Below are 22,855 nucleotides of genomic sequence, written 5' to 3' on the forward strand. Positions count from 1 at the left end.
CTCAACTTTTTCATTTAATGGGATAAGTGAATAACTAATATTTCACGAATTCCACATAAGTAAAGACACAATTTCGCTTTGTGCAGCGAATTGTGTTTTTCTAAAGCTTATTTCTATTATACCTTGTCCTATGCATTCCGTAAAAGCAAGCGTTTCATTTCTAAAGTCAACATTTGTGCCGGAAAGCCACAAAAAAAGAGGTTGCTTCAGCGCAAGCACGCTTGAAACAACCTTAGGATAAAAAAATAAGGGGGTTAAAACAAATTCCACTTTTAGTATACCCTTATTTTGTAACGATATGATTACATTTATATTAAAGAATTATTGATTTATCTTTTCTTTTATTTCTTCCACGTAATGTTGCGCTGATTGTGCTGCAATACTGCCGTCACCTGTAGCTGTTACAATTTGACGCAGCATTTTATCACGAACATCGCCCGCTGCATAAATACCCGGAATTGATGTTTCCATTTTCTCGTTTGTTACAATATAGCCTGCTTCATTTAAAATATTTAAAGAAGCAAATGGCGCTGTTAATGGAAGCATGCCGACATATACGAATACGCCATCTGCAGCCTCTTCCGTTTCAGAGCCGTCAACTGTTGAAACTAACGTCACTTTCCCTACTTTACCGTCAACTTCATGAATTTCTTTTACTGTTGTGTTCCAGATGAAGTCAATTTTTTCATTGGCAAATGCACGGTCCTGAATAATCTTTTGTGCGCGAAGTTTATCGCGACGGTGTACGATTGTTACTTTATCCGCAAAACGTGTTAAGTAAATACCTTCTTCAACTGCAGAGTCGCCCCCGCCGATTACGATTAGTTTCTTTTGTTTGAAGAATGCGCCATCACATACAGCACAATAACTTACACCGCGGCCGCCAAGCTCTGTTTCGCCAGGAATGCCTAGTTTTTTGTATTCCGCACCTGTTGTAATAATAATCGTGCGTGTTTTATATTGTTTTTTACCAGAAACGATAATTTTATATTCTTCACCATCGATGATTTCATTTACATCACCGTATGCATATTCAGCACCGAATTTTTTCGCATGCTCAAACATTTTTGTCGATAATTCCGGCCCTAAAATTGTATCAAAGCCTGGATAGTTTTCCACTGCTTCTGTATTAGCCATTTGTCCGCCGGGAATCCCACGTTCAATCATTAATGTTGATAAGTTGGCGCGCGATGCATATACCGCAGCAGTCATACCTGCTGGCCCTGCTCCGATAATGACTACATCATAAATTTTTTCTTCTGACATGAAGATCCTCCTCTTGCGTATACCTTTTCTATATTTTTATCGTATAAGATTGCTTGTATAAATACAAATATACTGCCTATTCAAAGTCCGACGGTACAAATTCATATAATTCATCATTGTATTTCGATAATGTTGCAGTTGAAATATTATATTTGCCCGCCACTGCTTTTTTCGTCACTTTGTTTTCCAGTGCTACATGGAACGAATATTCAACAGCAGCAGCCAGAGCCGCGCTGTTTTTAAACGAATAGCCTTGTTCGAATGCAATTTCCCCAAGTGCAAACCATGTACTTAACACTTGCGCGACCTCTAAAGAAATCGAATCATTTACTTCTGTAATCTGCTCAGCTACTTCCATAAAACGCAGGAATTGCTTTTCTTCCTTGCTGCCGTTACTGAAGTCATAGTCCAGTGCATATGCCAGGCAAAGTTTTTCGATAGCCGTAAAATTTGAGACATTTAAAATAGAAGGGTGAGCGACAATTTCCTGTTTATGTGCCGAACGCTTCAATAAAAACATGCCAAATAATCGGCTTGACTGGTGCTCATCTGTTAGTTGACGAATGATGAAGTCACGATGATTTTCCGCGGAATTTCGTAAAATAGAGCCTTCACCATTTGCCCACGGTTCCATCCCTTCTTTTGATGGATCCAACTGTATGAGCATTTTCCACGCTTCTTTAGCAATCGTTTCATGTCCTGAGAAGTAGGCTGACTGGGCAAGCCAGAAATAAAAGCCAGGCTCTCCATCATAACCTTTCTTACTCATAGAGCGCAGCCATTTATAGGCTTCTTCATACTGCCCGATTAACGCAAATGTCGCACCGAGCTTATAACGGTTTTCCCAATCGAACGGTTGGATTTTCTTCAATAAACCGACCAGTTCATTCAGCTCTTCACTGCTTTTTTCGTAATATGCAAAGACAGCCAAGTTGCAAAGTGCGTGAAGATTGCCTTGGTTTTCACGCAGCACTCGATATAGAAGTGCGCGTGCCTGTTCTGCCTCACCGACATAAAAATAGGCTAACGCCAGATTATTATACGCATTCCAAAGGTCTGGATACTCTTCAATGATTTGCTCCAGCATTTCGATTGCTGTTTTAAAATCGCCCTGCTCCATATGGCGGCGGGCTTTTTCCTGTGCCACATGCTTCGCCCCATCAAATTCATCCATGTCATCCATATCTTCGCCCACATAATCGACAAACTCCAATATTTCGGAGGCGTCTTCCGTATATGTGCCATTAGGTTCCATTTCTAAATATTGGGCTGCGTATTTTTGGGCATCAGCAATATGACCCATACAGCCTGACACTTCCGCCATCATAAAGATGATTTCGGATTCATTCGGCTCTAAACTATAGGCTGTGTGAATCAACTCATATGCATGCTCGAAATTTTGCAGTTCCATTTCAAGAATTCCGTACTGTAATAACACATGCGCGTCATCCGGACTTAAATCCGCCGCGCGCTTAATAAATTTATATGCTTTATCCATTTCGTCTCGTTCAATTGCCTTTAAAGCTTTATTGTAATAATAATCACCATTCGGAACAAACGACACGACATTAGTAACTTTTGTTTTTAAACGTTTATTTTCCAATAATATTCCTCCGAGTCATTCCGTTCAATACATTCTATATCATCAAATACGCAGGTCATTTGTTTGTAAACAAAGAAATAAGGAACGCACAGGTGTGGTCCCTTAATCAATTCTAACTATTATAGCATATCCGGCACATATGTACTAAAAACACGTCTGACAAAGCGGTGTTAATTTTCCAGTAGTTACTGCTTCTTTCCTTCATGGCGTTTTTGCAATACATCCAGCACTTCATATACATCGACTTTTTGCTCTTGAAGTAGAACTAATAAGTGATAAAGAAGATCTGCCGATTCCCATTTCACTTCTTCTACGTCACGGTTTTTCGCACCGATGACAACTTCTGTAGCTTCTTCGCCGACTTTTTTACAGATTTTATCGATTCCTTTATCGAATAAATATGTTGTGTACGCCCCTTCAGGCATATCGATTTCACGCTGTTTAATCACTTCTACTAGCTGCGGAAGAATCGCGACAGAACCTGGACGTTCGTTTTCTACCAAGCTTTCAGTAAAGCATGAAGTCGTTCCGTTATGACAAGCCGGGCCAGCTGGTATCACTTCAATAACGAGCGCATCCTTGTCACAGTCTGTTTTAATCGAAACTACTTTTTGCGTGTTGCCGCTCGTTTCCCCTTTATGCCAAAGCTCCTGACGAGAACGTGAATAGAACCATGTTTCATTCGTTTCAATCGTTTTTTGGAGTGACTCTTCGTTCATATAAGCTACTGTTAATACTTCTTTTGACTGTGCATCTTGTACTACGGCTGTAATTAAGCCTTGATCATTAAAATTTACGTTCATCGTACACGAACCCCTTTTTCTTTTAAGTAGCTTTTCACTTCTGCTATGCTTGTTTCTTTATAGTGGAAAATACTCGCTGCCAATGCGGCATCTGTATCAACATCTTGCAATACTGCACGGAAGTGTTCGGCATTCCCTGCTCCACCGCTAGCGATGACAGGTACAGTTACCGCATCACGTACCGCTTTCGTTAATTCTAGGTCAAAGCCTGATTTCTCGCCGTCTTGATTCATCGATGTAAGAAGAATTTCTCCTGCACCTAGTCGTACCGCTTCTTTCGCCCAATCGACTGCTGTCCATGTCGTTTTATTGCGGCCGCCATGAGTATATACCATCCATGTGCCGTCTTCTTCGCTGTACCTCGCATCGATTGCACAAACGATACATTGTGCCCCGAAGTGATCCGCACCTTCTTTTATGAGCTGCGGGCGTTCCAGTGCAGATGTGTTGACCGATACTTTATCGGCACCCGCACGTAAAATACGTTTCATATCATCGATCGTTCGGATTCCACCGCCTACTGTAAACGGAATCGCCAATGTTGCTGCCGTTTGACGGACAACATCGACCATCGTTTCCCGTCCTTCATGTGAAGCGGAAATATCGAGAAATACGAGCTCATCGGCGCCTTGCTCATCATAAAATTTAGCTAACTCGACAGGATCGCCTGCATCACGCAACTCTACAAACTGTACCCCTTTTACAACTCGTCCTTCTTTAACATCAAGACATGGAATAATTCGTTTTGTTAACATACGCCCTCTTTCACTCCCTGTGTCCAAGCCGTCAATAAATACACACCAAACGGCCCTGACTTTTCTGGATGGAACTGCATACCTGTAAAATTATCTTTTGCCACGATGCCCGGTACTTGTACGTGCTCATAATCAGCTGAGGCGATCAGCTCCATCTCATCGATGCCGCTCGCATAAAACGAGTGAACAAAGTAGACATGGCGTTCTTGCGGCAAGTCTTCTTTATCTAACCATTCTGGTGTTTGCTTTAATTTCAGCTCATTCCAGCCCATATGCGGTATGCGGGTAACATCAGTAAAGCGCTGAATACGTCCTTTGAAAATACCAAGACCTTTCGTTTGCTCCACCTCATCACTTTCCTCGAACAATAGCTGCATCCCAAGGCAAATGCCAAGCAGCGGCTTTTTCGTCTTTTTAATGAAATCGATGAACCCCGTTTCTTCCAGGCGCTTCATCGCATCCGGAAATGCACCTACACCCGGCAGTACATAAGCATCCGCCGCTTCCAGCTGTTCAATATTACTTGAAACAATTACTTGTACATCCAATCGCTTTAATGCCTGCTCGACACTAAACAGATTGCCCATTCCATAATCAATTACACCTATTTTCACGTTAACAGCCCCTTTGTTGATGGCACACCTTTTACACGTGGGTCGATCTCTACCGCTGCATCCAATGCACGTGCCGTTGCTTTAAAAATCGCTTCAATAATATGGTGTGTATTATGGCCATAAGGAACGATGACATGCAGGTTAATGCGGGCTTCCAGTGCAAACTTCCATAAAAATTCATGGACAAGCTCTGTATCAAAGTTCCCTACTTTCGCATTGAGCTCCGGTGTAACGCGATATTCCAAATGCGGACGGTTTGAGCAGTCAACGACAACTTGTGCTAACGCGTCATCCATCGGTACAAATGCAGTACCGTAGCGTTTAATTCCTTTTTTATCACCTAACGCTTCACGGAATGCTTGTCCTAACACAATTCCGATATCTTCTGTCGTATGGTGATCATCAATCCATGTATCCCCATCGGCCAGTATTTTGCCGTCAAACAATCCATGCTTTATAAATAAATCGAGCATATGGTCCATAAAGCCAACACCTGTTTTAATGTCGGCTTGACCTGTACCGTCCAAGTTGAGCTCTACTTTAATTTTTGTTTCATTTGTATCGCGTTCGATTTTTGAAAAACGTGTCATTATTCTTCTCCTTTATCCCAGCCGCGCGATTCTACCGCTCTTGCATGTCCTTCCAACCCTTCCAGTCGTGCAAGACGCGCAATCTTCGGCGCATTTTGTTGCCAAGTTTTTTCGCTATAATAAACAACGCTCGTGCGTTTAATAAAATCATCGACATTTAAGCCACTTGCAAAGCGCGCTGTTGAGTTTGTCGGTAATACGTGGTTCGTGCCTGCAAAGTAATCCCCTACCGGCTCCGAACTATAGCGGCCGATAAAAATCGCACCCGCATGCGTAATCATTTTCGAAACCTTTTCAGCATTTTCTGTAATGACTTCCAAATGTTCAGGTGCCAATGAATTGACAGCACGTACAGCATCCTTCATAGATTCTGCTACGTAAATATGACCGAAGTTTTCAATCGATTTTCGCGCAATCGCCTGTCGCGGTAATTTTGACAATTGAATCTCGACTTGATCTGCCACTGCATCTGCCAAATCATCACTTGTTGTGATCAAAACAGCACATGCTAATGCATCATGCTCTGCCTGTGATAGAAGATCTGCAGCAATTTCATCGGCATAGGCACTTTCATCCGCTAAAATACAAATTTCAGATGGACCGGCAATCATATCAATGGCCACCTCACCGAATACTTCACGCTTTGCCAATGCTACAAATATATTTCCCGGACCTGTAATTTTATCGACAGGGGCAATCGTTTCCGTTCCGTATGCTAGTGCTGCAATCGCCTGTGCACCGCCTACTTTATAAATTTCCGTCACACCTAAAATATGGGCCGCAACAAGTACAGCGTCCGGCAATTTCCCGTCATTTCCTGCAGGTGAAGTAATGACAATGCGTTTCACTCCCGCAACTTGTGCCGGGATGACATTCATTAATACAGAAGATGGATAAGCTGCTGATCCGCCAGGTACATATAACCCTACTGCATCAAGCGGTGTAATTCGTTGCCCTAAATACGAACCGTCTTCTAACGGCAACTGGAAGCCCGTACGTTTTTGTTTATCATGATAACGATAAATATTATCTGCTGCTTCTTGTAAATCGCCGTATAATTGCGGATCAAAACTTTTAACCGCTTCGATGATTTCACATTCGGCTACGCGTAAGTTTTCAGGCGCAAAACCGTCCCATTTTTCACTATAATATTTAATCGCCGCATCACCTTTCGTACGTACATCCTGAATGACTTCACGTACCGTTTGCAGCTGTTGTTCATTGCCTTGCTCGAGTTGGCGTTTTAAAGAAATATCGTTCTCCAAAATTGTTATTTTCATCTCATTGGCCCCTCTTATTTCACACATTTTTTCAAGCGTGTCACTAAATCTTGAATGCGGTCACTTTTCATGCGATAGCTTACAGGATTGGCGATTAAACGGGATGAAACTTCGGCAATATGCTCATATTCCACTAAGCCGTTTTCCTTCAATGTACGTCCCGTTGAAACGATGTCGACAATACGATCCGCAAGACCAATCATCGGTGCCAGTTCAATCGATCCGTTCAGCTCAATAATCTCAACCTGCTCGCCGATTCCTTTATAATACTTCATCGCAATATTCGGATATTTCGTCGCAATGCGCGGCGCAATCTCGTTAATTGTTGTATTCGGCAAACCCGCTGAAGCAATATAGCATTCGCTAATTTTTAAATCGAGCAGCTCATGGACAGTTCGGCGCTGCTCCAGTAAAACATCTTTACCCGCAATTCCGATATCTGCCACCCCATGCTCGACATAAACCGGTACGTCCATCGGTTTCGCTAAAATAAAGCTAATGTTTTCCTCAGGTATTTCAATCATGAGTTTACGTGACATTTCCACTTCTTCAGGAAGGTTAAAGCCAGCCTCAAGCAACATTTCATAAGCTTCTTCAAAAATACGGCCTTTTGGCATCGCAATTGTTAGCTGTGTCATTTGTTTATGCCTCCCTGCTATTGTATTCATTAATTATTTTAAAGTGTGCTTTTAATGCCTCGATATTTTCGATGCCTTCATAGGATTGGAATGTCACTTGCTTTCCTTGTGCGCGCAACTGTTGTACTGCCTCCAGTGCTTCAGCAAAACGCTCTGCCGTGAACAATACAAGTACTTCATCTTTTTCAACTTTGATTTTTGGCATTGCTTCAAAGACACGGTCAACGCGTAATCCAAAGCCTGTTGCCCCAACTTGTGAGCCAAAGTGCTGCATTAAGCCGTCATAACGTCCGCCATTTCCTAACGGGAACCCACTGCCTGAAGCAAACACTTCAAATAACATTCCTGTGTAATAACTCATATGGCTTGATAATGTAAAATCAAATGCGATGTACTCTTCATAACCGGCAGCATCCAAAATTCTGGCCAAGTTTCGCATATATTCCAGCGCATCATTTTTGCGCACATATTTTTCAATTGCTTCAATAGAAGGTAGGCTGATTGCATCTGCAATATAGGCTAACAGCGCATCGGATTTTGTTTTCGGTAAATCAAATGCCAGTACGGCTTCTTCAAACCCGACAAAATTTCGTTGAACGAGAAGATCATTTAAATCATCTGCCTGTGCATCACTTTCTGTATAGTCCTTTAAAATGCAGCTCAATACACCTGCATGTCCAATTGTTACTTTGAAATCTGTAATTTGATACGCCTTTACTAAATCGATTGCCGTCATGATGACTTCCGCATCGGCATACACAGAATTGTCGCCGATCAGTTCGATTCCCATTTGATCAAATTCAGCCGGGCGTCCCCCTTCACGCTGCTGCGCACGGAATACATTGGCAAAATAGGCAAGACGTTGCGGTATTTTCTCTTTCAGTAATTTCGAAGTCGCAACACGGGCAATCGGTGTTGTCATATCAGGTCGTAGTACAAGCGTATTCCCTTGGCTGTCCACCAATTTAAAAAGTCGGGCATCGGAAATTGCAGATGCTTTCCCGACCGTATCATAATATTCTACAGATGGTGTTTTAATTAATTCATAGCCGCGTTCACGCAGCAGTGCTCGACCTGTCGTGCGGATTAATTCTAGTTTTTCATAGATTTCCGGTAACGTATCACGCATTCCAAGTGGCTTTTCAAACATTTTAATCGATGACATTTTCACACATCCTAATTTTTATACTTGGTAAAAGTCTGTATACTACACTTTAGTATACTAGAGTGTTAAATCACTAGTGTATGAAAGTATTTTACTGCTACTTATGTTTGTAGTCAATGGATTCATACAAATATTTAGTTAATTTAATTTTCTGATATATTTTTATATTATACATCATATTTTGGCAATTTAAGTTTACTGGCGGAAAAGACATAAAAAATATCCATCTCTCCTTTAAGAAAAATGGATATTCTATAATCAATTTTGCCAAACCGGCTTGTCATTCATTTTTCGTTCTGCCATTTGTTCCGCGGTAAAAATAATGCGCATCGGGTTGCCGCCTGCCATTGCGCCAGCTGGTACGTCTTTATGAACCAATGTCGCGGCAGAAACGATTGCACCGTCTCCAATTTTCACACCCGGTAAAATGGTTGAGTTTGCACCAACCATCACATTGCTGCCAATTTCGACATCACCTAACCGGTATTCTTCGATTAAATATTCATGTGCTAAAATGGTCGTATTAAAGCCAATGATCGAATTATCACCAACTGAAATGCGTTCTGGAAACATGGAATCAGGCATTACCATCAATGCCAAGGATGTCTGCTTGCCGATTTTCATTTTTAAAAACGAGCGGTACAGCCAGTTTTTCCAGGCCATAACTGGAGTAACCCGTCCAATTTGAATAACAATAAAACATTTCATTACTTTCCAAAAGGAAACGGTATTATAAACTTTCCATAATGAATTCGCACCTTGAACTTTGTAGCGTTCTGTTCTGCGCATGCCTACTCCCCTTTCACAATTTCCAATAAATCACGCATATGATGAAGCATATAGGTTGGCTCATAGGACATTAAATAATCGACACCTTTAGCAGACCACGCAACCCCCGCTGTTCGGACACCTGCATTTTGTCCGCCCTCAATATCATGTGAATTGTCGCCAATCATGATCGCTTCCTCTTTTTCAATACCTAGCTTTTGCAATGCTAAAAGAACCGGTTCCGGATGTGGTTTCACATGCTCCACGTCATCTAACCCGACGATAACATCAAAGAACTGTTCCGCACAAAGCACTTTTAAACCACGGGCAAGACTTTCTCTGCTCTTCGTTGAAACAATCGCCATTTTGACCCCTAATTTATGGAGCTCTTCCAATGTTTCGACTACTGCATCATAGCTTGTTACTAAACGGTCATGGTTGATGGCGTTCCACTCTTTATATTTCCCGATCATAACATCGGTTTCACCAGGTGTTAATTCGTCAAACGTCTGTTTTAATGACGGACCAATGAATCTTAGGCAGTCTTCTGTCGAATATTGCCCGGGAAATTTTTCGTCAAAAATATACATGAATGTCTGGATGATTAAATCGTTTGTATTTAATAATGTGCCGTCAAAATCAAACAGCAATGCTTTTGTTTTCATACTGAAGAATGCTCCCTTTTAAAAAACCGCTCGCACTAATGCAAACGGTGTTAACTAGTATTTCCCTAAATGGCGGTAATTTTTATTTCAAGAATTATTTCCCTACTTAATAGGGGGTTGATTTCCATTTCAGGTCGGACGCTTTCCGCGGGCACGGCCTTACACGAACGTCTCAGGCGTCGGTGCTCCTGCCGCTTCGCTTTCGTCGCAAAATAAATTTTGCTGTTCCCGCAGGAGTCGCCTCCCCTCGATTCCAATCAACCAGCTTTTTTATTTATTTCGCTTACTTACTTAACTTCTAACAAAAATTACTTCTTCTTGCTCTTCTTATTTTTATTATTATTTTTCGTCGCAGCAGGTTTTTCCTCATCTAAATAGTGGATAACCGGTTTTACTTTCATACGGCGATAAACAATGGCAATAATACCGACCGTAATACCGATGATTGAAACAACTTGAGCAGAGCGCAAATCGCCCACTAAGTATAAGCTATCTGTTCGTAAGCCTTCGATGTAGAAACGTCCGATTGAATACCAGATTAAATAGAAGAAAAACATTTCGCCGCGTCGCCAGTTTAATTTACGGGCAAACAGCAAAATGACTAAACCGACTACATTCCATAATGATTCATACAAAAAAGTCGGATGTACATAGTTCCCATCTTCACTAATGTACATTTGTTCGATCAGCCAATTCGGTAAAAACAAGCCTTCCAAAAATTCTCGTGATACAGGGCCGCCATAAGCTTCCTGATTTACGAAATTGCCCCATCGCCCAATAATTTGACCAACGAGAATACTTGGTGCCGCAATATCGGCCAGTTTCAAGAAGCTCACTTTACGCTTTTTCGTAAATATGTATGCTGTAATAAACGCACCGATTAATGCACCATGGATCGCAATACCGCCATTCCAAATTTGAATGATACTACCCGGATGTTGACTATAGTAGTCCCACTTCATCACAACGTAATATACGCGGGCTGAAAGGATTGAAATCGGAATCGCCCAAATGAGCAGATCGGCGAAAAACTCCGGATCTAATCCACGGCGGACCGACTCTTTTTGTGCGAGAAAATAGGCAACGACAATACCGAGCCCGATAATGATTCCGTACCAGTTCACCGGTATTGGTCCTAAGTGGAATGCCACCGGATTAATTGCTAATAAATTTGTAACCATAAACTTCTCCCTTCAACTACATATTAATAATCGTCTATTTCATCATTTGGAACAAGCATATCGTCCAGACGACGTGAAAATTCCTCAGCTGCATTGACTCCCATTTTCTTCAGACGGTAATTCATCGCAGCTACTTCGATAATTACTGATACATTTCGACCAGGCTGTACTGGAATTGTCAGCTTCGTTACTTCTGAATCAATAATTTTCATTTTCTCCTCATCCAGCCCTAGACGATCATAAAACTTATCCGGATCCCAATTTTCAAGCTCTATTATCAAAGTAATACGCTTGTATGGACGCACCGCACTTGCACCGAACAATGTCATAATATCGATAATGCCGATACCGCGAATTTCCAGCAGATGTTCCAATAATGGAGGCGGGAATCCAACAAGCATGTTTTCGCCTTCCTGACGAATTTCCACACTATCATCTGCCACTAACCGATGCCCTTTTTTCACAAGCTCGAGTGCCGTCTCACTTTTCCCGACACCACTTTTACCAATGATAAGTACACCAATTCCATAAACATCAACGAGAACCCCATGAATGGCAGTTGTTGGCGCAAGCTTGCTTTCCAAAAAGTTCGTCAACCGGCTTGAAAATCTAGTCGTCGTCAGCTTTGTCACGAGCACAGGGACATGATTTTCATTCGATGCATCAATCAGTTCCTGAGGCACGTCCAAATCGCGCGAAATAATAATCGCTGGTGTTTCATCCGAACAAAGCTGCTTCATCCGGCTTCTTTTTTCCTCTTCAGGCAACATTTCGAAAAATGAGAGCTCTGTTTTACCTAACAGCTGAACACGATCAGCTGGATAATGTGTAAAATAGCCGGCCATTTCCAAACCTGGGCGGGATATATCACTCGTCGTTATGTATCGCCCAACTCCGGCTTCCCCACTGACTAGCTCCAAATTAAACTTTTCCATAACATCTTTCGCAATTACTTGAATCATAAATTTGGTACGCTCCTATCTTCTAGCATCTCCACTGTATTTTATCATGTCTATCCCATTTCCAATATATAACGCGCTTAGTTTTTTAAATTATCAATCACATCATTTAGCAATTCGCTGAAAAGGTAAAAAAAGATGAAGCGAAAAAAGCTCCATCTTTTTTATGTATACACTACTTTAATGTTGATAAATACTCTGCAGCCGCTTCCGCTTTTTCGCCTTTTACAATCCCAGGAGGCATACGGTCTTTACCATTTAAAATAATATCCAAAATCTCTTCTTCCGAATATTTTGCCCCTAATTGATTTAATGCCGGTGCACTGCCGCCTTGTAATTGACCGCCATGGCATGTTGCGCATGATTGCTGAACGACATTTTTACCATCGATTTCAGCTGTTTCGCCGTTTGTAGCCGTATCGTCTCCACCACATGCAGCAAGAAAAATTGCCGAGCCGAAAACTAATGTAAGTAAACTCTTTTTCATTCTGAACCCCTCCAAAAATGAACTACTATTCCACTAACCATTATAACAAACTTATACTTTTTTGAAACCTTCCCCTAGCACTTCATATGCATCCGAAACGATGACAAATGCTTGAGGATCCACGGTTTTTAACACTTGTTTCAACCTTGTGAACTCTGTTTGATAAACTACGACCATTAAAACCGGGCGCTCCTCACCCGTATACCCTCCAAATGCAGGAAGTCTTGTAATCCCGCGATTGATCTCTTTATAAATCGCATCGCGCACTTCTGTTTCTTTTTGTGAAATAATGTAAACCATTTTAGATTGGCTAAAACCAAGTTGCACAATATCAATCGTTTTTGTCGTGACATATAGGCCGATTAACGCATACAGTCCTTTTTCAAGGTCAAACACAATTGCTGCACTTACCGCAATGAGGCCATCGATTAACAGCACGCTTGTCCCTAATGTTAAACCTGTATACTTCGTAATAATTTGGGCAAGCAAATCCGTCCCACCAGTTGAAGCATTCCCTTTAAAAACAAGACCTATCCCTAAACCTACAACAATCCCGCCAAAAATAGCCCCTAATAACGGATTCAGCGTCCATGGATCCCAGCTCTCCGTTAATATAACGAAAAAAGGAAGGGCAATCGTACCAATAAAGGATTTAATCCCGAATTTTTTTCCTAGTACAAGCACGCCTGCTATAAATAAAGGAATATTGAATGCATATTGAACAATCCCGGCATTCCATCCGAACATTCCATGCAAGATCGTACTGATCCCGCTTACTCCGCCGGATGCGACTTGGTTTGGAAATAGAAACACATTAAAGCCAAACGCAATGATTGCTGCACCGACAATAACAAATACATATTCCATTACACTGTTTTTCACTGAACTCTGTGAGCTATATGTCATACAAATCCTCGCTTCTTTTGTAAATTCCATTGAATTATAACAAATCCTACATAAAATGAGAACTTCATCAAACTAAAGGAAAAGCGCCCTACAAAAGGACGCCTTCTTTATTACTTTTATTGGATTATTAGTGCCTCATCTACCCATGCTTTCACTTCTTCATACATCGGCAAAAGCCCTTCGACCGGTATGTTTAATTTACGAGATAATGGAATAATACTTTCCCAGTCCAATTTGCTTAAAGCCGTCCCAAATTGTAAATACGGCGTCATTTCCGTATGTTCACCAGAGATTGTTTCCAAAATCGTTTCCGATAGCGGCAACTGCGAAACAATTGCATTCATCGGCCGTTTTAATAAAGAATCAATCAATGAAAACAGACCAACTAAAAAATATTCCGAGAAATTCTTTTTGTAGTTACGACGGGCAACTTTCTCACAGACTTTTGCTCTGAACAACGATGCATACATTAACTCCTGAAACACATCATTATTTCGATTCACGTCCGATTCCCGCATCGCCAGTAAATAAATCCATCTCCGCAATTCCGTTAACCCTAGTAATAATATGGCCTGTTTAATCGAGCGGACTTTCGTTTTCGAACGTCTCGATGAACCATTGATTAATTTGAGCAACCGGTACGATAATGAAATTTCCCGTTCAATATGATTCGCCAATACATCGATATTGGCCTCATCTTCCCGCAACAACGAGATAATCTGAAAATATTGAAACAGATTTGCCGGTATGTCTGTCGCTGTCAGTATTTGCGGCTTTTCAAAAAAATAGCCTTGAAATAAAGAATAGCCCGATTGTTTAGCAATATTATACTGCTCACGCGTCTCTACTTTTTCTGCCAATAGCTTAATATGAGGAAATTTCGATTTAATTGTATTTTCAATTGCAGTTCTCTCATGTTCACCACTATGTAAAAAATCGATTTTTATATAATCGATTTGCGGAAAGAGTTCATCATAGATCAAAACTTCATCATTAATGACAAAATCATCAAGCGCAATTTTATTTCCCGCATTTTTTAATTGTTTGAGCCGTTCGATCAATTCCATTGTAATCGGAATATTTTCCAATATTTCAATGACAATTTGTTCGGGTTCAATAACGTCTATTGAATCCTGCATAATCAGGTTTCCCGTAAAGTTAATGAAAGATGGCTTTCCATTGGCCAGCTCCTTAATGCCAATCGAAAGAAATGAATTAATGATCAGCTCAACGGTTGCTTTATCTGCATCAATATTCGGAAACTGGTTGGTGTAATTATTTCGATACAACAACTCATATGCTACGATTTCTTCATGTTTGTTAAATATAGGTTGTCGCCCAACAAATACTTCCATTTTGTAATTTCCCCAATACTCGTTTATTTTCTCTCTAATTATTATGGAAATTGCTGTTATTTTACAATTTTCCAATGTACTATAAAACTAGATTAACAAAATTCAAGGAGGCAGTAAATGTGAACACTGTAAAATATGAGCAAAAAGACTTTATTGCATATGTAACACTTGATCGCCCCGATATGTTAAACGCCTTTAATTATGAAATGCTGGAACAATTACGCAATGTCATGGAATCCATTCAAATCCACCCTGACATTCGTCTTGTCATTATTACAGGTTCCGGTGATAAAGCCTTTTCAGTTGGTGCGGATTTAAAAGAACGTAAAACATTGCCGGATACACTTGTAAAACGCAACTTAAACCGGTTCGGGGAAGTATTCACACTTATTGAGCAATTACCGCAACCGACGATTTGTGTACTAAATGGCTATGCCTTCGGCGGCGGACTTGAGCTTGCACTTGCCTGTGATTTCCGTATCGCTGCTGATACAGTTTCACTTGGCTTAACGGAAACAGGCTTAGGCATCATCCCGGGTGCAGGCGGAACACAGCGACTGCCGCGCTTAATCGGCGAAGCGAAAGCATTGGAGCTAATTTTGACAGCAAAGCGGATGACTGCGCATGAAGCACTTGACTATGGGGTTGTTACAAAAGTGGCACCTGTCGAAAGTTTACATGAAGTGACGGCCGACTTTGCCGCACTTATTTTAAGAAATGCGCCGATTGCGATACAGCAGGCTAAATTTGCTGTAAAACAAGGGATGAAAACAGATATTCAAACAGGTCTCCAAATTGAACGAAAAGCATATGAACTGACAATTCCTACCGAAGACCGGATTGAAGCACTGAATGCCTTTGCTGAAAAAAGGCCACCTCAGTTTAAAGGTAGATAAACCCACTCATATAAATAGGGTGCCCACCAATGGGACACCCTGTTTGTATTTTATAAATATTTCTCAAACCAGCCTGTAATTTGCTCAAGTCGTTCTAATCGTAAGTTCGGGATACCTGTACGTGATAAGTTGTGGTCACATTCAGGGAAACGGACGAAACCGACCTCTTTGCCCATGCTCTTAAGCGTAATATAAAGTTGCTCAGCCTGCTCAATCGGGCAGCGGAAATCACGTTCACTGTGTAAAATAAGCAGCGGTGTTTCCACATTAGCCGCATATTTTAATGGTGAATGGTGCCACAGTTTTTCCACATCATTCATATCTGCGAGCATTTGCCATTCCGAGAAATAATAACCGATATCCGATACGCCGTAGAAGCTAATCCAGTTTGAGATTGAACGTTGGGTAACAGCTGCTTTAAAGCGGTTCGTATGACCAACAACCCAGTTCGTCATAAAGCCGCCATAGCTTCCGCCAGTAATCCCTAAACGCGACTCATCAATCCATGAATAATTTTCGAGTGCATAATCAACACCAGCCATGATATCTTCGTAGTCTCCATCACCATAATTACCGCGCACACCATCAACAAATTCCTGGCTGTAGCCATGACTGCCTCGTGGGTTCACATAAAGCACACCATACCCTTTCGCCGCCAATAGCTGCATCTCATGGAAAAACGTATTCGCATATAAAGTATGCGGTCCGCCGTGTACTTCAACAATTAATGGATATTTTCCCCCTTCTGTATACTGTGCAGGCTTCATAATCCAGCCATGTACAGTCAAACCGTCTTTTGATGTATACGAAATCGCTTCCGGTTCTGACAGCGTAGTCTCATTTAAAAACTTTTCGTTAAATGTTGTTAACTGCTTGCGCTCACCTGTTGTAATATCAAAGTCAAACAGCTCCCCAGGGAATGTCCCATTGGATACCGTCAATAATGCACGGTTGCCGTTTTTAAAGATTGCATAGCCATATACATGCTCATTTTCAGGTGACGCAGGATAAAGTGCACCCTCTAACGTTGCATAATATAAGCGAATATCCCCTTGTGTAGATACTTGGAAATACAAATCATTGTTTTCCGTCCACATTACAGATGGAGCCGATACACCTTGCTGAATGTCTGCAACACCATAATCACCAACCGGCAAGTCCAGCATCTCTGTCAGCTTTTGTGTTGTTTTCGTTTCTGTATCATAAATATAGACATGGCCATGTGTTGCATTTCTGAATGTATGATCCGAACCGCCAAATGCAATATAACGGTCATCGAATGAAAACTCAGCACCACCAAAGTAGCCATCTTCCTCAATTAGTACCGTTTCTTCTTTCGTGTCTACATCTACTAGGTAAAGCGGTGTACGGAATACATTATCCGTATTTTCTTCACGATTCACACCGATCACCAATGTTTTCCCGTCATGTGAAATGCCTTGTAGACTATGTGAATAATTTCCTACTGTAAAAGTATTCACTTCTTTTGTTGCCAAATCTACAGCAGCAATTTGTGAATAGCGGTCCTGCTTTAATAACCCGACACTATCTGCTTTGTATTTCATTTTGTCGACGACATAGGCTTTCGGGAATTTCGTATCTTCTTTTTCTTCCTCTTTCGTAATGTCTAACCCTTTTTTAACTGTGCTTGTGATCCAAACTTTCTCACCACAAGGACTCCATAAAAATGAATTGACGCCATTTGGAAGTGTCGTAATTTCCTGTGCTTCCCCGCCACGGCGGTTTAATATGTATAGTTGCTGTTTTTCATTGCGTTTTACTAAAAATGCGACTTGTTTGCCGTCTGTTGACCACTGTGGGCTTGAGACACGTTCATTACCGTAAGTCCATTGCGTTATTTCCCCTGATTCCAGGTCAATGTGGAACAGATGGGCATTGTAATTATTCTCTTTTTCATTAATCTGTGTACGAATAAATACCGCCTCTTGCTCATTTGGCGCAAGTACCGGGTTTGCAATGGATTGAATTTCGAATAAGCTTTCTTTTGTCATATACTTTGTCATTAAAACACCTCTTCATTTATTTCGATTCCCGTAACAACAATGTACCATCTTTTATTTGAAATTTCAAAATATAACTCAAAAAATGTATTAAGATATTGCTTTATCTATACAACGTTATAAGTCCTATAGTTTTTAATAGAAAAATTAACTTTGTGCGTAGAAACGGCGCCTACCACGTAAGCGCCGACTATAGAGCGTAACGGTTTAGAGATGGCACTTTTGATTTGGCGGGAGTCCCAAGCCGCAATAATAGCAGCAGTAAAGGTGCGACGTTTACGGCGTGCCTTTACTGCTGCTATGCGGCCCCCGCCAAAAACAACCCGGAACATTATAAGAAGCCTTATGAGAACAATCACTAAACTAATAACTATCCCCCTTATAAGAAGACATATACCAATGAGTATGTAAGGCCCATTGCAAAGGGATGGCGCCTTCTTCTATTTTCCTAATTTTAAAAAACACCCGCCACAAAGCATGGCAGGTGCTGGAATATTATGTTCTTGCTATTTCTTTTAGAGAACGGCGCAGAATTTTGCCTGTTGTGTTTTTTGGCAGCTCGTCCAAAATTTCGATGACAGTCGGTACTTTGTATTTCACAATACGGTCTGCACAAAATTCGCGAATTGCTTCTACTGTTAATGAAGGATCCTTCAAAACAACATAGGCATGTACCGCTTCACCAAAGTCCAAATCCGGGAAGCCTACTACTGCTGCTTCCACAATCCCTTCATGTGAGAACAATACTTCTTCTACTTCACGTGGGTAAACATTGTAACCGCCTACAATTATCATATCCTTTTTGCGGTCGACGATGTAGAAGTAACCTTCCTCGTCTTTTCTTGCCAAGTCACCTGTATATAACCAGCCGTCACGAATCGCTACAGCAGTTTCTTCCGGCATGTTGTAATAGCCTTTCATGACATTCGGTCCGCGTACGATCAGCTCGCCTACTTCCCCAACGCCCACTTCCTCCCCATTTTCATCGACCACTTTATTTTCAACATTGCTGATCGATTGTCCGATTGAGCCTGGTTTACGCTCACGGTCTGTAGGGTTGAAGCAAGTAACAGGTGAAGCTTCAGATAATCCGTACCCTTCAGAAATTCGTACTTTGAACTTTTGCTCAAAGTTATGTAGCAATGAAACAGGTAATGAAGCACCACCTGAAATCGCTAAACGAATTGTTGAGAATGCAGCAACATTCGCTTTGTCATATTGATAAAGGAAATTGTACATTGTCGGAACACCCGCAAATACTGTTGCTTTATACGTCGAAATTAACTCGAAAATTTCTCCCGGACTAAAGCGTGGCGCTAATAAGATCGTTGCACCTCGTGTTAACGGTGAATTGACAACGACCGTTAATGCAAAGACGTGGAAAACCGGCAATGTTGCCACAATACGATCTTCTGATGTCATTTTTAAGTAATCGCCAATATCTCTTGCATTGGAGAATAAATTATTATGTGTCAGCATGGCACCTTTCGGATGACCGGTCGTACCGGAAGTATATAAAATTATCGCCGTATCATCAGGCGCTACTTCTACTGGATCCGTTGTACGTGCTGTTGTTGCTAATACTTGTGAAAACAGCTTCGTTTTTTCTTTCGCCCCATCTGAAAGCGCGGCATACTTTTCACCGATGTCTTCAGTCGTTTCGCAAATGATATATTGTTCTACTTGTGGGAATCTATGCACCCCTGCCTCCACAAGCGGTAATAGTAAATCAAGTGCGATAACAACTTTTACATCACCATTTTGTATGATGTATGAAATTTCATCTGCTGTATAGATTGGATTAATCGGAATTGCCACAGCACCAATACGCATTGACGCGTATAAACTGATGATGAAATGCGGTGTATTACCTAATAGAAACGCGATATGATCGCCTTTTTTTACACCTAAATCTTCCAAAGCAGCTGCAAATCGTGCAACAGATTGCTCCAATTCACCGTAAGATGTGCCTTTACCTAAAAAGTAGTACGCTGTTTTTTCTGGTTGTTCGAAAGCTTGTTGTCTTACCTTTTCAACTAAATTCAATACACCCATCCCCCTATTGCGTAAAATGAAAAAATATTCACTCTATTAGCATTATAGAATAAGTATATTAATAAAACAATATGAAAATCTCGCTTATTCACAAATATTGTACTAAAATCATTTTTTCTCTATTTAAACTCACCCGCGCACATGTGAAATATAACGCCAGCGAATTAAGAAAAAGTAAACAATTTGAATAAGGGCAAACATTGTAAATGAAAATACGACCTCTTTTACAATCGATAAATTCATTACATCATTCAATACGGTTTGCACAACATAGAACGCAAATGCACTATGTACAAAGGCTAAACCCCACGGCAGGAAAAATTGAATCATTAAATTTCTCGTAATAAGGCGTTTCAGTTCTTTTCCGCTCAACCCTACTTTAACGAGCATATCAAACTGTTTTTTCTCTCGGTCCAAGTTGGCATAGATTTTGAAATAAACGAAACTTCCGGACGCAAGTAGAAATACAGCTACTACTAATATACCGATGAGTGTTAATAAAGAATACGTAGCTAATATATAAGAATAATTTAATCCGGCATTTTCAAAATAAAACGGTAACGTATATTCTTTGTTGATCAGATAATCGCGGGCGACCATCTGCTGAATATCGATTCCGATATTTTCCGTTTCGGTCCAGTTAGGGATATCAAATGTAAATAAATGATAGCCAGGCTCAACATATGGCGACATTTCAAACTCATTTGTCAATTTTTCAAAGTCTTCATCACTAATGATAATGGAGTTGCTGCTAATAATAGCCGTCGGGAAAAACATTTTCGGATATACACTGTTAATCGTCAGGTCCACATTATTTTCCTTTAGCACCGTCTTTACTTCCGTTTTCTCCAGCTTTTCAATCGAATCTTCCGAATAAGGGATGAACATTGCTTCCCCGCTTTTTAAATTCACAAGCGGGTATTTGTACGAAAACAGCAGATGGTTAATATCCGTTTCTCGGAAAACTTCCACCGGATTTGATGTATACGATGATGTTTGGCGCATGACCGTAAAGCGTGTCATATGATAACTGATTCCATTAAATTCAAGCTCATCAATGACGGATAAAATATGTTCAATTTCATAAGGATTATCCATTTCCCCTTTATAGAGGAGGCCGATTGGATTGATCTTGTCATATTGTGATGTATAGGAAGACATCGCCGATAAAACGCCGACCGTTAAAAAGGCAAGTGTCGAGACGAGTGTCACAATGAAAAACATGCGTGAGTTGAAACGTAAAATCTGCACTTGTTCAGCAATCGCCAGCATGCGTGCCTTTTTCCAGTAAAACTGCTTTCGCCCCTTCAACCGGTCAATAATATAAAGCGTTGTATCCGTAAAGAAATAATAAGTTCCCAATGTCACGAAAACAGGGATCAATAATGTATACGAAAAAATAGATGACTTCGTTGTAATAAGTGCAAGACCGTATCCGCATAAAATAAGGATGATTCCTAAAATGGCATTACGCTTTGAATAGGTTACAGCAGCATCGACAAACTTCGGGCCTCTGATAAAGTTCCGTATTTTAATGTCCGGAGTAAACAGGGTACTCAACGTCGAGATGACAACAAATGCGCTTAAATAAACGAATAATGTCAGCACAAACGGCTCCCATGATAAATAGAGCGGCAATGCATTTAAGTTTAAAATTTCACGGACAATCATAAAGAAAAATTTTGAAAATGCAAATCCAAAAACAATACCAGAAATACAGGAGAAAATGCCAATTGTCATTGTTTCGATGATGATCAGTTTTCCAAGCTGATTCCGGTCCATGCCAAGATGAAGCAATATCGCAAACTCTTTAGATCGCGCTTCCAAAAAGGCACGCATTGAGTAAAAAATAAAAAACCATGAAAACAGCACAAGTACGATTTCAGCAAAAACCATTCCGGCTATCGATACTTCCCCTAAAAAACCGCGTTCAATTTCAGGATGGAACATGAGCATCGAATAAATAAAGAACACAAAAACACTAAAAAAGCTGGCCATAAAAAAGGCGGCATAGTTACGGAAATTCCGGAAAACGTTACGGTAAGCGAATTGAAGAAAAGTCACCTACATGTCCCCCTAATAAACTTAATACATTTAAAATGCGCTGGAAAAATGTTTGGCGACGATCGTCTGTATAAATTTCATTGAAAAACTCGCCGTCTTTAATAAAAATAACTCGATCGCAATAACTCGCCGCAATCGGATCATGTGTCACCATCAAAATCGTCGTATCGTTTTCTTTATTCATTCTTGCCAGAAGCTCCAACACTTCACGTGATGCATTCGAATCCAGATTTCCTGTCGGCTCATCGGCTAAAACGAGCATCGGATGGTGGATCAGTGCACGTGCAATAGCTGTTCTTTGGGCTTGTCCCCCTGAAATTTCATACGGACGTTTCATTAATATTGACGTTAAATCGAGCAGCTCACTTAAAGATTGCAGACGTTCCTCCATGACAGATATCGGCTGTTCATCAATTGTCAGCGGCAAAATAACATTCTCCTCGACCGTCAATGTCGGCAGCAAATTAAAATCCTGAAAGACGAAACCGAGCTGACGGCGTCTGAAATAAGCAAGTTCCTCACTATTAAGCTTTTGAGGTTTCATCCCGTTAAAGATAATTTCGCCGGATGTCAGCGAATCAATCATGGATACCATATTCAACAGCGTTGTTTTTCCGCTGCCGGATGGACCCATAATTGCGACAAACTCACCCTTTTCCACTTCAAAACTCAGCTGGTTGAGCGCTCGCTTCGTTACTTTTCCTTCATATACTTTCGTTGCATCTTGTATTTGTAAAATAGACATAGTAACTCCTTTTAACCAAGTCTGTTTCTTTCAGTCAAT

Annotated in this window: 22 protein-coding genes; 1 reads left to right on the forward strand and 21 read right to left on the reverse strand. The window is 40.9% G+C overall.

What is annotated here, in order from left to right; all coding sequences use genetic code 11:
• Positions 1-42 precede the first annotated feature (42 nt).
• The 17 genes from MHH37_RS17565 to MHH37_RS17645 all read right to left on the reverse strand — a co-directional run bounded on the left by MHH37_RS17565 (position 43) and on the right by MHH37_RS17645 (position 15,035).
• Positions 43-270: a hypothetical protein gene (locus MHH37_RS17565; protein ID WP_342574066.1), complete on the reverse strand. Its 228-nt coding sequence runs from the start codon at positions 268-270 to the stop codon at positions 43-45.
• A gap of 51 nt (positions 271-321) precedes the next feature.
• Positions 322-1,266, reverse strand: a complete 945-nt coding sequence (trxB, locus tag MHH37_RS17570) for a thioredoxin-disulfide reductase (RefSeq protein WP_342574067.1) — start codon at positions 1,264-1,266, stop codon at positions 322-324.
• Between the two features lie 76 nt (positions 1,267-1,342).
• Positions 1,343-2,869: a tetratricopeptide repeat protein gene (locus tag MHH37_RS17575; RefSeq protein ID WP_342574068.1), complete on the reverse strand. Its 1,527-nt coding sequence runs from the start codon at positions 2,867-2,869 to the stop codon at positions 1,343-1,345.
• Positions 2,870-3,054: 185 nt separating this feature from the next.
• Complete coding sequence (gene hisIE, locus MHH37_RS17580) at positions 3,055-3,672, reverse strand: bifunctional phosphoribosyl-AMP cyclohydrolase/phosphoribosyl-ATP diphosphatase HisIE (RefSeq protein WP_342574069.1); 618 nt, start codon at positions 3,670-3,672, stop codon at positions 3,055-3,057.
• Positions 3,669-4,427, reverse strand: coding sequence for an imidazole glycerol phosphate synthase subunit HisF (gene hisF, locus MHH37_RS17585; RefSeq protein WP_342574070.1), 759 nt, complete (start codon positions 4,425-4,427; stop codon positions 3,669-3,671). Before hisF ends, hisIE begins: the two co-directional genes overlap by 4 nt.
• Positions 4,421-5,041: an imidazole glycerol phosphate synthase subunit HisH gene (hisH, locus tag MHH37_RS17590; protein ID WP_342574071.1), complete on the reverse strand. Its 621-nt coding sequence runs from the start codon at positions 5,039-5,041 to the stop codon at positions 4,421-4,423. Before hisH ends, hisF begins: the two co-directional genes overlap by 7 nt.
• A complete protein-coding gene (gene hisB / locus MHH37_RS17595; protein WP_008406417.1) occupies positions 5,038-5,631 on the reverse strand; it encodes an imidazoleglycerol-phosphate dehydratase HisB in 594 nt (197 codons plus the stop codon). Before hisB ends, hisH begins: the two co-directional genes overlap by 4 nt.
• Positions 5,631-6,911, reverse strand: coding sequence for a histidinol dehydrogenase (gene hisD / locus MHH37_RS17600; protein ID WP_342574073.1), 1,281 nt, complete (start codon positions 6,909-6,911; stop codon positions 5,631-5,633). The genes hisB and hisD overlap by 1 nt, the downstream gene beginning before the upstream one ends.
• Before the next feature lie 14 nt (positions 6,912-6,925).
• Positions 6,926-7,549 (reverse strand): ATP phosphoribosyltransferase, encoded by a 624-nt coding sequence (gene hisG / locus MHH37_RS17605; RefSeq protein WP_008406420.1) that lies wholly within the window; start codon positions 7,547-7,549, stop codon positions 6,926-6,928.
• 4 nt (positions 7,550-7,553) lie between these two features.
• Complete coding sequence (locus tag MHH37_RS17610) at positions 7,554-8,714, reverse strand: ATP phosphoribosyltransferase regulatory subunit (protein ID WP_065216727.1); 1,161 nt, start codon at positions 8,712-8,714, stop codon at positions 7,554-7,556.
• A 258-nt stretch (positions 8,715-8,972) separates the two neighbouring features.
• Positions 8,973-9,503: an acyltransferase gene (locus MHH37_RS17615; RefSeq protein ID WP_087618296.1), complete on the reverse strand. Its 531-nt coding sequence runs from the start codon at positions 9,501-9,503 to the stop codon at positions 8,973-8,975.
• A gap of 2 nt (positions 9,504-9,505) precedes the next feature.
• The gene (gene ppaX / locus MHH37_RS17620; protein WP_014822764.1) at positions 9,506-10,147 is read right to left on the reverse strand and encodes a pyrophosphatase PpaX; all 642 of its coding nucleotides are present in this window, start codon (positions 10,145-10,147) and stop codon (positions 9,506-9,508) included.
• A gap of 308 nt (positions 10,148-10,455) precedes the next feature.
• Entirely contained in the window at positions 10,456-11,328 is an 873-nt protein-coding gene (gene lgt, locus MHH37_RS17625; protein ID WP_008406425.1) for a prolipoprotein diacylglyceryl transferase, read from the reverse strand.
• Between the two features lie 23 nt (positions 11,329-11,351).
• The gene (gene hprK / locus MHH37_RS17630) at positions 11,352-12,290 is read right to left on the reverse strand and encodes an HPr(Ser) kinase/phosphatase (RefSeq protein WP_008406426.1); all 939 of its coding nucleotides are present in this window, start codon (positions 12,288-12,290) and stop codon (positions 11,352-11,354) included.
• Between the two features lie 172 nt (positions 12,291-12,462).
• Positions 12,463-12,774, reverse strand: coding sequence for a cytochrome c551 (gene cccB, locus MHH37_RS17635; protein WP_008406427.1), 312 nt, complete (start codon positions 12,772-12,774; stop codon positions 12,463-12,465).
• A gap of 51 nt (positions 12,775-12,825) precedes the next feature.
• A complete protein-coding gene (locus MHH37_RS17640; protein ID WP_342574075.1) occupies positions 12,826-13,680 on the reverse strand; it encodes a YitT family protein in 855 nt (284 codons plus the stop codon).
• Between the two features lie 116 nt (positions 13,681-13,796).
• Positions 13,797-15,035: an HDOD domain-containing protein gene (locus MHH37_RS17645; protein ID WP_342574076.1), complete on the reverse strand. Its 1,239-nt coding sequence runs from the start codon at positions 15,033-15,035 to the stop codon at positions 13,797-13,799.
• 119 nt (positions 15,036-15,154) lie between these two features.
• Here MHH37_RS17645 and MHH37_RS17650 point away from each other — a divergent pair, with 119 nt between their 5' ends.
• A complete protein-coding gene (locus MHH37_RS17650) occupies positions 15,155-15,931 on the forward strand; it encodes an enoyl-CoA hydratase-related protein (protein WP_014822759.1) in 777 nt (258 codons plus the stop codon).
• Between the two features lie 50 nt (positions 15,932-15,981).
• Here MHH37_RS17650 and MHH37_RS17655 read toward each other — a convergent pair whose 3' ends face one another.
• From MHH37_RS17655 to MHH37_RS17670, 4 genes are all read right to left on the reverse strand, one after another.
• Positions 15,982-17,955: a S9 family peptidase gene (locus MHH37_RS17655; protein WP_342574077.1), complete on the reverse strand. Its 1,974-nt coding sequence runs from the start codon at positions 17,953-17,955 to the stop codon at positions 15,982-15,984.
• A 492-nt stretch (positions 17,956-18,447) separates the two neighbouring features.
• Positions 18,448-19,998, reverse strand: coding sequence for a fatty acid--CoA ligase family protein (locus tag MHH37_RS17660; RefSeq protein ID WP_342574078.1), 1,551 nt, complete (start codon positions 19,996-19,998; stop codon positions 18,448-18,450).
• 138 nt (positions 19,999-20,136) lie between these two features.
• A complete protein-coding gene (locus tag MHH37_RS17665; protein WP_014822756.1) occupies positions 20,137-22,071 on the reverse strand; it encodes an ABC transporter permease in 1,935 nt (644 codons plus the stop codon).
• Positions 22,043-22,816: an ABC transporter ATP-binding protein gene (locus MHH37_RS17670; protein ID WP_342574080.1), complete on the reverse strand. Its 774-nt coding sequence runs from the start codon at positions 22,814-22,816 to the stop codon at positions 22,043-22,045. Before MHH37_RS17670 ends, MHH37_RS17665 begins: the two co-directional genes overlap by 29 nt.
• Positions 22,817-22,855 lie beyond the last annotated feature (39 nt).

Origin of the sequence: Solibacillus sp. FSL K6-1781, assembly GCF_038630735.1 — a bacterium.
Taxonomy (GTDB): domain Bacteria; phylum Bacillota; class Bacilli; order Bacillales_A; family Planococcaceae; genus Solibacillus; species Solibacillus silvestris.